Source organism: Pantoea sp. MBLJ3, from assembly GCF_000816655.1.
Lineage (GTDB): Bacteria > Pseudomonadota > Gammaproteobacteria > Enterobacterales > Enterobacteriaceae > Pantoea > Pantoea eucalypti.
In genome coordinates this window covers 233114-244590 of the sequence record NZ_JSUT01000002.1, presented here as the reverse complement: position 1 = coordinate 244590, position 11477 = coordinate 233114, and the positions used below count along the sequence as shown (strand labels likewise).

Sequence of the window (11477 nt, the reverse complement as noted above, 5' to 3'; positions counted from 1 at the left end):
GCCATCTTCGGGGGATGGTTTTTCGACAATCTATATTGGCTGTCATCCGGCTGCAACATATCCGGCCCGAATTGTGCGGTGGAGAGCAGATTGGTTAATTGTCATTCCAGAAGGGAGGTTATCAGGCGTGACGGTGGCTGGCGCGCACCGTCAGCAGAGCAGAGGTCAGGACGTTTTTCAGAGTTTGCCGGTGAGATATTGTGCTTCGCCGTCGGCAAAACTCCAGTCACCTTTGTCGTTGGTGATAAAGCTGATCATTAAATCGTTGCCCTGTACACCACAATGTTCGCGCAGCTCACGTGCCAGCTCCGCCATAAATTGCTGTTTCTGTTCGCTGCTGCGTGGGCTGGTATAGACCCGCACCATTACCAGATTATCGCTGCGTGTAAATCCCAGTCCGGTATCCTGAAACACCATCTGATAGCGCTTGTTTTCCTGAACAATCTGGTAGCGATCGCGTTCAGGCACGTTAAAGGCCGTAAGCACAGCGCGGTGCGCTGCATCCAGTAGTGTACGAAGTTCGGATTCTGAACGACCCTGAATAACATCAAATTGCAGCAGTGGCATAGCGAATTCCTCATCATGATTAATAACGCTATGGTGACCGCTTTATCCGGCGGGAAAAAGCGCGTAGCCTGAAATGATTATTCACTATAGTGAACAATCACAATGAAAGAGATGAAAACGGATGCGCTGTGGGATCATCTGCACTGGCTGACCGTACTGGCAGAGCAGGGCAGTTTTACCCGCGCGGCAGAGCGGCTCGACGTCAGCAAAGCGGCGATGAGTCAGAAAATCAAAGAGCTGGAAGAGATGGCGGGTGTGTTGCTGGTACAGCGCACCACGCGCAGTGTGCGACTGACGTCAGCAGGCGAGAAGCTGGTGGAGGAGCTCCGCGAACCGTTTTCCCGCATCGAGCAGAGTTTTTTCAGCGTGAGGGATACCGCCGGACCTGTGCGGGGTCTGGTGCGGATGACCGCGCCAGTGGCGTTTGCCCGTCAGCAACTGGTGCCAATCATTGGCGAGTTTCTGCGTGACTATCCGCAGGTGCGTCTGCAGCTGGATGTGACCGACCGCATCGTGTCACTGAGCAGCGAAGGCTTTGATCTGGCAATTCGACACAGTGACACGCTACCGGAAACCCACGTAGCGTTGCCGCTATGCGATACCCGGACGTTGCTGGTGGCCTCACCCGCCTATCTCAGCCTGCAGGGTGTACCGCTGTCGCCACAGGATCTGGAGCAGCACAACTGTCTTTACTACCCACGTGGCATCGAATCACCGCGCTGGCGGTTTGAGACGACAACGGATAGCGAACAGGTGCAGGTGCGGATTCAGGGCAGCTTTGCCACCAACAACAGCGAGTCGATACGCGATGCCGCGCTGCAGGGACTGGGGATTGCGATGCTGCCCGATTTCAGCGCCCGTGAGGCGCTGGCAGCCGGTACATTGCGGCAGGTGCTGCCGGCGTGGCAGCCTGTTGAGGCCTTTGCCGCCCGCTTGTGGATTGTCCGGCCCTGGGCGGCGCAGGTCCCCCACGCGGTCACCACGTTCACGCAGTGGCTACGCGCGCGCTTTGACCGCTGAGGGCAATGCCAGCGCAGGTGGCGTGGTCTGCATCATCTCGCCGATCAAACTGCTGCGGTTATACAAACCCAGCCGCAGATTGAAATCGAGATGTAGCCGCTCGTTGCCGGTTAATTTGATAATCGGCGGTGGCGTCTGTGGCCGCTGATGAAACATCACGGACTGCGCAAAGGCGCTGCTGCTGTCGGCATGTAAACGCTGATAGTACCAGGCGCTGGCTTCGCCTTTACGCAGATAGAGATTGGCCCGCCGGTATTCACGCATTGCAACCTGCTGTGCCAGCGACAGGAGCTGGCGCGAGGGATTATCAATATTCTGCACAATCAGCGGAAAATCATCGCGCTTCTTCAGTTCATGGAAATAGTTGCGGATACCGACGTTTTTAACCGGCGCCAGTTGTTTCAGCCATTCGCGAATAAACGGGTTTTGCGGTGGCGCGGCCAGAAACCAGCTCTCAGTAACCGGCGCCAGCAGGTTCATCGTTGACTGCTCGCGGTAGTAACCGATGAGATCCATTGGCCGTGCCTCGTGCGCGCGATGCACCCAGGCGAGGTTCTCAAACAGCAGGGTGCTGCAGTCGATGCCGATGCCACCATAACGGTGAATCAGCTCAAGCCGGATAATTTCACTTTTATGTGCCAGCGTCAGATCCGAAGAGATAAAGCTGAGTTCGGGCAGCCACTGCGACAGCGTGCGCTGTGTAATCAGATACACCTGGTGATCGGGATTATCCCGCCGGATTTTACTGATGTTCAGCGCCATTGAGGTGGGCAGGTGATCGTTATGCCAGACCATCCAGACAATTTTTGGAATCTCCGGCAGATCTTTCTGCTGCGAGACCAATACGACATTATCTTCCTGTCCCGGATCATATTCCGGTGCCTGACAGAGTCTCTGCTGTTTCTTATTCCATAACATCTGGCTACTGAACGATATTCTTTTCCAGTTACGCCAGATTTTATGCGCTGGACGTTGGCGATGTGAAGTCATGGTGCACCTGTTATTTTTATTTTCCCGTCACAGTACAGGCTCTGCCCGTTCCGCGTGCGGCGGCAACGGCTGGCATTGCATACTGGCTGCAATTCGGATGAGTGCGGGAATGAATGAATGGTTTTCCCTGGTGGCGACGCAGTGGTTTAGCGCGCGGAAGTTTCCTCACGGCTGTTTAATTGCACTGCACCTTTTTAATAAAACATTATTTACACATTAGCTATGTCTTTTTTTGATTTTAGGATAATACGGAAATAATCCGGTCATCTTGTCGAAATAATAATATGGTCGCTGTTAATCATTTATTTAAATATAACGAAACCCTTAATTAAGGAATATCTTAATATCATGCCTTATTATCGGGCTGACATAAGGCCTGGTCACCGCAGTCGTGAATATTGCACTTAATGGGTGGGGTAAGCCCGGCTCATCAATCCGCAGCATCAGACAGGCTGAAGAGGATTGTCTACGCTTAAGAAGAACTTACTGAGAAAGGAGTGCGCATGCAGAGTGAAGCTTACGGTTTACTGGCGGTCGATAAGCAGGGTAATCGCGTCCTGTTTCTTAATCCGGAAACCTTCGCGGTCGAGCGGGAACTGAACGCTTTTCCACCGCGGCCGCATGAACTCCTGATGCTGGCCCCCTGGGGTAAGGCCTATGTGCCTATTTATGGCGACGGCGTTCATGGTAATAACCCGCATCCGGGTCATAAAGTGGCGGTCATTGATTTACAGCGTCGCGAGATCAGTGGCTTTATCGATCTGTCGCCGCTGCGGGCACCCCACAGCGGACAGCTGGGGCGCGATGGCAAAGTCTATCTCTGCTGTGAGCAGAGTGCCGCCGTGGCGGTGATCGATCCGCAGACTGACAAAGTAGAAAAAATTATCCCGATTCCTTCTCACAATGCGCATCGCCTGACACTGTCACCCAGCGGCCGCAAGCTGTTCACCGATAACGAAGAGGATGCGACCATCACCGTTGTGGATCTCTGTGAAGCGGAAGGACGAGTGATCGATACCATCCTGCTTCCTGGCCCGATTGCGGGCATTGCCGCATCACCGAAACACCCTTATCTGGTCGCCAGTGCCGCTGACGCGCCGCTGCTCTATCTGATCGATCGGCAGAGCCACCGTATTCGCCAGCGCATTACGTTGCCGGGTCATCAGCAGCCTTGTCAGGTGGTTCGCTTCAGCGCCGATGGCGAACAGCTGGTGGCAATAGGGGATCAGGAACCGCGGGTGACACTGTTTGACGATCTGCTGAATCCGCTGGGCGATATCAGCGTGGGTAACATGCCGATGGATGGCTGCTTCACGCCCGACAGGCAACAGCTGCTGATTGCCAATCAGGATGATGGCACGCTGAGTGTGATCGATCTGGCACAGCGTAAAGTCATTGCCACGCCGCGTGTTGGCACGGGCTGTGAGGTACTGGGCTATTTTCCGCTCGGTCAGATAAACGGACGATGATAGATCGCAGTGCTCCAGTGACGGCTGCTGGCATGCTTCTCTGCCTGCCAGCCGCGTTTTCGTAACTCACGCGCAATCATTTTGTTCATGATGCCGTGGCCCAGCAGCAGTACCGTGCCTTGCTGTGAATGATCGATCAGTTTTTCTGCCGCCGCCGAAGCGCGGCTGCGTGCATGTTGCAGCGACTCCGCGTCGCCTGCATAACCGCAAAACCACAAAAGCCGCAGCAGGGCCAGCCAGCACACGGTCGGTAATTGTACCTCACCGGTTTTCACCAGCGGCACGGCGACTTCGCTGAACAGCGCATCAACCTCATGGGGTTCCAGACCGAGCTGGCTCAGTGAGGATTGCGCGCGGGGCAGGGGACTGCAGACTATAAACTTAGCCTGACGGGCAATTTCGATGCTGCGCGGCGGCGGTCCGTCACTGACCTGTGACAGATCGTACGCTTCGCACCAGTCAGCCAGTGCCTGCACACTCTGGCGACCCGCCGCCTGGTGGTCAGGTTTACCGTGTCGCATCAGAATAATTTTCATCGTATCTCTGTCCGGCCTTTTGGTCAGGGTAACGCATTGCCTGTGTTTACGGTGATTTTTCAGAATAAACAGCCAGTGTCATTTGCAGGTAATCTGCGCGTGCGATAACTGAAAATGATGAAGGGAACGTTGCCCCTTTTATCGTGCTTAATGATTAGTGAATCAGATAACTTACAGGCGCTGATGACTTTTTTTGTGCAATAAGAAGGCGGTTAACTCGCTGAATTTGCGCAAAAAATGGGTGATGACGGAATGTTATAATGAAGTTTTTCTAACAAATATCGTCAGGATCTATTGATTTATCTACGCGCGTAGATACACTAAGTCCCCAGTGATTGCTCACGGTGCCCGATGCACAGTAGGCTCCATCGATTGTTAAGTTATATTCGCTCAGTTTAAGCGACCGGTGAAAAATACACCGGCGAAAGGGGGCGATGAATACGATTCCAACACCAGGGAATCCTTTAACCTTTCATCATGGTTCGCCCACTGAACGTCGTCACCGGGGGATTCCGCTTTCATCAGGGAATCGACCCATGGACGGGCGTTTATCGATCTGCATACTCATTCAGGGATAGGGTTATGACGGCACACAATTCCGTTAAGCAGCAGGCATCACTGTCATCCACTTCAGCCGCCGATGAGCGGTTTGACACCCCTTCAGGCCGCAAAGATTTCTGGCGCGCCACTTTCTCATGCTGGCTCGGAACGGCAATGGAGTACGCGGATTTCGCGCTCTATGGCCTGGCTGCCGGTATCATCTTTGGCGACGTCTTCTTTCCCGAATCAACCCCAGCCATGGCGCTGCTCTCCAGTTTCGCGACCTGGTCAGTCGGCTTTGTTGCCCGGCCCATCGGCGCGTTGTTTTTTGGCTGGCTTGGCGATCGCAAAGGCCGAAAGGTCGTCATGATCTCCACCATTATTCTGATGGGTGCTTCTACAACCTTTATCGGCTTAATCCCGGGCTACGCCTCTATTGGCGTATGGGCGCCTGCCTGCCTGGTTCTGCTGCGCTTTACGCAGGGGTTCGGCGCGGGTGCGGAGTTATCGGGCGGCACGGTGATGCTGGGCGAATATGCGCCGACAGAGCGCCGCGGACTGGTCTCTTCTGTGATCGCGCTGGGTTCCAATAGTGGCACGCTGCTGGCTTCGCTGGTTTGGCTGCTGGTGGTGCAGATGGATCAGCAGAGCCTGCTGGAGTGGGGCTGGCGCATTCCTTTCCTCAGCAGTGCGCTGATTGCACTGGTTGCGCTGTGGATTCGCCGTCATTTGCGAGAAACGCCGGTGTTTGAGCGCAGAAAAGCGGAGATGGAAGCGGAACGTGCTGGCATGAAGGCAGCGTCGGTGGTCGATCAGCGGCCTTTCTTCCAGCGTACCCGGGCTTTCTGGACCATGGTTGGCCTGCGCATCGGCGAAAACGGCCCTTCCTATCTGGCGCAGGGCTTCATCGTGGGTTACGTCGCAAAAGTGCTGATGGTGGATAAGTCTGTACCGACCACCGCCGTGTTTCTCGCGTCGCTGCTGGGCTTCCTGATCATTCCTTTAGCGGGCTGGCTTTCTGACCGCTTTGGTCGCCGGATCGTGTATCGCTTTTTCTGTCTGTTGCTGATGTTTTACGCCTGGCCTGCTTTTACGCTGCTGGATACCCGTGAACCGATGCTGGTGATTCCGGTAATCGTGGTCGGTATGGCGCTGGCGTCACTGGGTATTTTTGGCGTGCAGGCGGCCTGGGGTGTCGAGATGTTCGGTGTTCATCATCGCTATACCAAAATGGCGGTGGCTAAAGAACTGGGCTCGATTTTGTCCGGCGGCACCGCACCGCTTGTTGCCGCTGCTATGCTTTCTTATACCGGTCACTGGTGGCCGATTGCAGTCTATTTCTCGGCAATGGCCGCCATTGGATTCTTTACTACCTTTGTCGCGCCTGAGACGCGAGGGCGAAATCTGAATCTGCCTGAAGATGCCATCTAGCAGTACCTGAGGATCTCATCTGCCAGAAGAGAGCGACAACCAGCAGGCCGTGTAAAGCGGCCTGTTTTTATGGAGGGACATGATGTGCCTAAGTCATTAACGGGAAAAGTGACCCGCAGAGAAGTTGCGAAAGCGGCAGGCACCTCAGTGGCAGTCGTCAGTTATGTCATTAACAACGGGCCGCGTCCGGTCGCTGAGGCCACCCGTCAGCGGGTACTTGAAGCGATTAAAGCGACGGGTTACCGGCCAAATGCCGCAGCACGCGCACTGGCATCCGGTAATACCAAGACCTTTGGATTGGTGGTGCCTAATATCGGCAATCCTTTTGTCGCCTCCATGGCGCACATGTTGCTGCAGGAGTCGATGAACCACGGTCACGTTATGCTGCTGGGAGATGCCGGTGATGACCGCAGGCGAGAACTGGAGTTAATTCAGGGACTGCTTAACCGTCAGGTGGATGGGCTGTTTTACAACAGCGTCGATCGCCATCCTTACATTGATTTGATTAAAGCCAGCGGTACGCCGCTGGTGATGCTGGAGCGGGTTGAGCCACAGCCGGGCGTTAACATGCTGCGGGTGAATGAACGTCAGGCCGCCTGGCAGGTAACGGCGCATCTGTTAAGTCACGGCTATCAGCAGGTCGGCATTATCAGCGGTCCGGTCGATATGCTCAATGCACAGGATCGCATCCAGGGCTGGCGTGATGCAATGCAGGATCGTGGCCTGCCCATTGATGAGTCGCTGATGTTTCCCGCCAGCTACACCCCTCAGGGTGGCTACGAGGCAGCGCAGGCTATGATCGCGCGGGGTTGTGTGCCGCGTGCACTGTTTACCAGTAACGAAGGTCAGGCGATTGGTGCGCTTCGCGCCTTTTCCGAACATCAGATTCGGGTGCCACAGGATGTGGCGCTGGTCTGCTTTAACGGAACCAATCACTCGTCATTTCATGTCCCGACATTAACGACTGTGCGCCAGCCACTGCGTGACATGGCCCGCTCTGCGATTCAGATGCTGAAAGAGGGCGAGAGCGAAGCGCAATTGAAGGAGTTTCCACACTATCTTGAAATCGGTGAATCCTGCGGTTGCCAGCCGCAAAGTCAGAGTTAACGTATAAAAAATATGAAAAGAATCATTATTGATTGCGATCCCGGCAACGGTATCGCGGGTGCCAACACCGATGATGGGCTGGCGATTGCGCTGGCATTAGCTTCACCTGCACTGTCGCTGGAATTAATCACTACCGTGGCGGGCAATACACCCAGCGACGTGGGCGCGCGCGTCGCCAAAGATCTGATTGTCCGGCTGGGATCGTCTGTTCCGGTCATCCAGGGTGCGACGCAGGCGTTACAGGAAGATCCTGCGCCGTGGCGTGAAACGCTGGATAATCGGGTCAATCAGCTTGCGCTGAGTGAGCTGTGGAAGGGCGTGCGTCAACCAGCAGATGTTGCAGCGGATGCGTTTGATGCTGCTGACGCGATGGGCAAACTGATTTGCGACAATCCGGGCGAAATTACCCTGGTGGCGATTGGCCCGCTGACGAATGTGGCGCTGGCAATGCAGCGCTATCCTGCGATGGCAGACTCTGTGGCAGAAATTGTCATCATGGGTGGCGTGTTTACGCTGGATGATTATATCAAAGACACCAATTTTGGCCTGGATCCGGAGGCTGCGCATCAGGTATTGCACAGCGGTGCCGCCGTGACGCTGGTGCCAATGGATGTCACCACGCAGACGCTGCTGACCCAGCAGGATCTCACCCGTCTTACTGCTGTCGATCATCCGCTGGCCGATTTTGTGCGAGACACGCTGCGTCCATGGATCAACTATTCCATGGAAACGCGTCAACTGGCGGGATGCTGGATCCACGATGCACTGGTTGTGGCCTGGCTGCTGAACCAGCGGGTCGCGTCTGGCATCGATTACCGTGTCGATATCGAGCTACGTCCCGGTGCAACGCGCGGTAAAAGCTGGCGTTATCGTCAGCCGCTACGGCTTGCTGTCGGCGTACCTGAGCACTGCGGCGCATGGGTTCATGTGCTGCACCGCGTCGATAACACGATGCTGTTGTCGATCATCGAAGAGGCCTTTAAGCGGCTGACTGCGATGGGCGATTAACTCACCCGCTTACTGGCGCGCCTGATAGGTTTGCATGATGCGGCAATGACCCTCAAAGGCTGATAAACGCTGTCAGGAGGTGTGCAGCATCAGGGCTGGATCAAGAGATGCAAAGCATTACATCGCTTCGCACACGTCGATCCAGTGGGCGTTGGTCAGCTCAGCCATCTGCTGTGGCGAGATGCGGACGGCACTGTGGATAGCGCCAGCGGCGGGTAACACTTCGTCGAAACTGCGCAGTGAGACATCACAGTAAACGGTCAGCGGATTCTCCAGACCGAACGGACAGACGCCGCCAACCGGATGGCCGGTCCAGTTAATAACCTCATCAACGCTCAGCATCCGCGCTTTTGCGCCTAGCGCGGCTTTCAGCTTGCGATTGTCCAGCCGGGCATCGCCGCGTGTCACAATCAGCACGACGTCGTTTTTCACTTTCAGTGACAGGGTTTTCGCAATCTCTCCTGGCGTCACGCCATGGGCGCGCGCAGCCATTCCGACCGTTGCAGTGCTTTCTGCCAGTTCGATAATTTCAATTTCAGGGGCGTGTTCGGCAAAGAACTGGCGCACGGACTCCAGACTCATCTTTCTCTCCAGGCTGATCGAAGGCGTAAAAATTGCCACAAGCCTCAGTGCCTGTAAACGAGATAAACGGAGAATTCGTGGTAATTACGTCTGTTTAGCTGCCGCTCAGGGTGCAATTGCCGCATTGTTCGACATCAGGAATGCGATAACGCTGGCAACAGCTGCGACGGACCAGTTCGCCATTACGCATGATCATGGTGCGGTAGAGCGGATTTTCGCTGCCATCCAGCAGTTTCTGGTTAAAGAATAGCGCCTGCTCCAGTTGCAGTACCAGCGTCTCATCGATCTGACTTTTCAGCTCACCCAGAAACCACTGCAATGAGTAGCCCATGTTGTTCCAGATGAGTCGGGCGTTGATATCACCATGCTGAGTAATACCATTAACCACCGGAATCAGATGCTGCTGAATCAGCCGATCAATACGCTGCTGAGGGTTAAGATAGCGGGCTTCTTCATCCTCCTGCACATCAATCCAGAACGTGGCCGGATGACCATTCTCATGAAAACCGACACGAATATGCTCTGGTGAGCAGTCCAGCGCGCGCGACTCCTGTAACAACGCCATGATCATCGGGGGCAGCAGCAGGCCAAAATACCATTGCGCCCAGAGAGAGAGCACCGGCTTTGCTTCACGAACCGCATCAGGATGCTCGCGATAAAGATAATCGCTGTAGCGCTGGATAAGCTGGGCAAAAGCCTCTGATTGTGACCAGGCAACGAGTGTCTGCGTGTCGTGCGGAGCGGGCTGGCTGAATTTAACAGAATCAAGAAGATAACTACGCTGTTGCTGCAGCCGCTCGTGCAGACTTTCCGCCAGTGGACGGTCATTCTGCCGAAAGATCATCGACTGAGCGTTGAAACGCTGTTCCTGAGCTGAAACGGTTGCCATGACGACTCGCGAAAAGTGTAGATAAGAAAGCAAATGATAATCGTTATTGATTAACTCTACAAGTCGCGTAAAAAAACGTCGCTGCCATCGGGGATTGGGTGGGGAATGCGATCAGCGAACAAACCCGTCTGCGCAGTGCAGAACCGGCCATAGCGTGGCAATGTCAGGGTTATTACCAGCCGAGTTGTGCTTAATCAGGCTGGTTCACTTAAGGTCTCATGCTGTTTTCGCGGAAGATCTTCCCAGGCAAGAATAGTATTCCGGCCCTGATTCTTAGCCACATATAATGCGCTGTCAGCATTGGCTACCGCCTGATCAAAATCATTATCGTAGATAGGCGCAATGCCGGCGCTGATGGTGACGTGGGTTGAAACAGTCTCATTAAAAAGATGGGGTATTTCTAAATCCAGCACATACTGACGGATGCGCTCTGCCAGTTTCATGGCGATGGAGCTGTTCACATTGGTCATTAACACCAGAAACTCTTCGCCGCCATAGCGGGTGACGACATCGCGTGAACGGACTGCATCCCGAATAGCCACAGAGACCCGCGCCAGTGCCTGATCACCCATCGCATGCCCATAATTATCGTTGTAGGCTTTGAAATGATCGATATCCAGCAGCAGCACATAGTGGCTGCCAGCATGGTTTTCCAGAATATTGTCCAGTCGGTTCTTCAGGCCACGACGGTTATACAGTCCGGTCAGTGGGTCGAGCATGCTGAGGTCACTGAAGGTCTCTTTCTCTTCATAGAGTTGGTGCATCAGCCGCAGGGTAAAGTTGTCGGCACGGCGACGCATAAGATGCTGGAGTGAGAAACCAATCAGCGGCAGCATAATGGTCAGCAGAATCAGCGGCAGATGCTGCCCATTATCAAGCAGTAATACGGTGAGCACCGGTGGCGCGACATGAAGACAAAAAGCCCCCAGATAATCGCTCAGGGCGATGGCACTAATAAATAACACACTGATCAAACTGATAATAAGAAAGCCGCCATCAAAATAGAATACCTGATGAAAACGATAATTAATGTGCCAGGCCCAGAGCGCGCCCAGCACCAGCGCGACAGGATTTAAAAGGGGAAGTTTTACTTTAGACCATATTAAATGGGTAATTAACATTATGCCGCTAAAAGACGCGACACAAATTACCGGCAACGTGGTATCGATTTTCTCATTGCTCATTATTGGCAGCAGATAAAATAGCGAAACGGCGATATTTAAAAACAGAAAAAGCATCACTGAAAGCCGGTATTTACTCTGTTTCAGTTTTTCATATGATTGTAATTTCATTATAAATACTCGTGACGACCCTGAAATACCAAAGCGCAAGCCGGCA

Annotated in this window: 11 protein-coding genes; 5 read left to right on the top strand and 6 right to left on the bottom strand. The window is 54.1% G+C overall.

Features of this window, described 5'->3' with window-relative positions:
• Positions 1-177: 177 nt before the first annotated feature.
• The gene (locus tag NP77_RS02120; RefSeq protein WP_003850893.1) at positions 178-567 is read right to left on the bottom strand and encodes a tautomerase family protein; all 390 of its coding nucleotides are present in this window, start codon (positions 565-567) and stop codon (positions 178-180) included.
• A gap of 102 nt (positions 568-669) precedes the next feature.
• Here NP77_RS02120 and NP77_RS02115 point away from each other — a divergent pair, with 102 nt between their 5' ends.
• The gene (locus NP77_RS02115) at positions 670-1587 is read left to right on the top strand and encodes a LysR family transcriptional regulator (RefSeq protein WP_039658836.1); all 918 of its coding nucleotides are present in this window, start codon (positions 670-672) and stop codon (positions 1585-1587) included.
• Here NP77_RS02115 and NP77_RS02110 read toward each other — a convergent pair.
• Positions 1564-2577, bottom strand: a complete 1014-nt coding sequence (locus NP77_RS02110; protein WP_003850889.1) for a glycosyltransferase family 32 protein — start codon at positions 2575-2577, stop codon at positions 1564-1566. The two genes, NP77_RS02115 and NP77_RS02110, sit on opposite strands and share 24 nt — an antisense overlap.
• A gap of 503 nt (positions 2578-3080) precedes the next feature.
• On the opposite strand from NP77_RS02110, the gene NP77_RS02105 reads away from it, so the two are divergent.
• Complete coding sequence (locus tag NP77_RS02105) at positions 3081-4046, top strand: hypothetical protein (protein ID WP_003850884.1); 966 nt, start codon at positions 3081-3083, stop codon at positions 4044-4046.
• Here the strand turns inward: NP77_RS02105 and NP77_RS02100 are convergent.
• A complete protein-coding gene (locus NP77_RS02100) occupies positions 4028-4582 on the bottom strand; it encodes a histidine phosphatase family protein (RefSeq protein WP_003850883.1) in 555 nt (184 codons plus the stop codon). The genes NP77_RS02105 and NP77_RS02100 overlap by 19 nt on opposite strands.
• A 582-nt stretch (positions 4583-5164) precedes the next feature.
• Between NP77_RS02100 and NP77_RS02095 the strand changes: the two genes are divergently transcribed.
• From NP77_RS02095 to NP77_RS02085, 3 genes are all read left to right on the top strand, one after another.
• Positions 5165-6553 (top strand): MFS transporter, encoded by a 1389-nt coding sequence (locus NP77_RS02095; protein WP_003850878.1) that lies wholly within the window; start codon positions 5165-5167, stop codon positions 6551-6553.
• Positions 6554-6637: 84 nt separating this feature from the next.
• On the top strand, positions 6638-7660 hold the full coding sequence (locus NP77_RS02090; protein ID WP_003850877.1) for a LacI family DNA-binding transcriptional regulator: 1023 nt from the start codon (positions 6638-6640) through the stop codon (positions 7658-7660).
• A gap of 12 nt (positions 7661-7672) precedes the next feature.
• Positions 7673-8668 (top strand): nucleoside hydrolase, encoded by a 996-nt coding sequence (locus tag NP77_RS02085; RefSeq protein WP_039658835.1) that lies wholly within the window; start codon positions 7673-7675, stop codon positions 8666-8668.
• A gap of 117 nt (positions 8669-8785) precedes the next feature.
• Here NP77_RS02085 and NP77_RS02080 read toward each other — a convergent pair whose 3' ends face one another.
• The 3 genes from NP77_RS02080 to NP77_RS02070 all read right to left on the bottom strand — a co-directional run bounded on the left by NP77_RS02080 (position 8786) and on the right by NP77_RS02070 (position 11431).
• Entirely contained in the window at positions 8786-9250 is a 465-nt protein-coding gene (locus tag NP77_RS02080; RefSeq protein ID WP_039658833.1) for a YbaK/EbsC family protein, read from the bottom strand.
• Positions 9251-9344: 94 nt separating this feature from the next.
• A complete protein-coding gene (gene fhuF / locus NP77_RS02075) occupies positions 9345-10139 on the bottom strand; it encodes a siderophore-iron reductase FhuF (protein WP_039658832.1) in 795 nt (264 codons plus the stop codon).
• 194 nt (positions 10140-10333) lie between these two features.
• Positions 10334-11431, bottom strand: coding sequence for a diguanylate cyclase (locus NP77_RS02070; protein ID WP_039658831.1), 1098 nt, complete (start codon positions 11429-11431; stop codon positions 10334-10336).
• Between the last annotated feature and the right edge of the window lie 46 nt (positions 11432-11477).

Bases quoted from the DNA above. Each gene is read 5' to 3' on its own strand.
- NP77_RS02070 (WP_039658831.1), bottom strand. From the start codon at position 11,431: ATGAAATTACAATCATATGAAAAACTGAAACAGAGTAAATACCGGCTT.
- NP77_RS02095 (WP_003850878.1), top strand. From the start codon at position 5,165: ATGACGGCACACAATTCCGTTAAGCAGCAGGCATCACTGTCATCCACT.
- NP77_RS02080 (WP_039658833.1), bottom strand. From the start codon at position 9,250: ATGAGTCTGGAGTCCGTGCGCCAGTTCTTTGCCGAACACGCCCCTGAA.
- NP77_RS02105 (WP_003850884.1), top strand. From the start codon at position 3,081: ATGCAGAGTGAAGCTTACGGTTTACTGGCGGTCGATAAGCAGGGTAAT.
- NP77_RS02085 (WP_039658835.1), top strand. From the start codon at position 7,673: ATGAAAAGAATCATTATTGATTGCGATCCCGGCAACGGTATCGCGGGT.
- NP77_RS02110 (WP_003850889.1), bottom strand. From the start codon at position 2,577: ATGACTTCACATCGCCAACGTCCAGCGCATAAAATCTGGCGTAACTGG.
- fhuF (WP_039658832.1), bottom strand. From the start codon at position 10,139: ATGGCAACCGTTTCAGCTCAGGAACAGCGTTTCAACGCTCAGTCGATG.
- NP77_RS02120 (WP_003850893.1), bottom strand. From the start codon at position 567: ATGCCACTGCTGCAATTTGATGTTATTCAGGGTCGTTCAGAATCCGAA.
- NP77_RS02100 (WP_003850883.1), bottom strand. From the start codon at position 4,582: ATGAAAATTATTCTGATGCGACACGGTAAACCTGACCACCAGGCGGCG.
- NP77_RS02115 (WP_039658836.1), top strand. From the start codon at position 670: ATGAAAGAGATGAAAACGGATGCGCTGTGGGATCATCTGCACTGGCTG.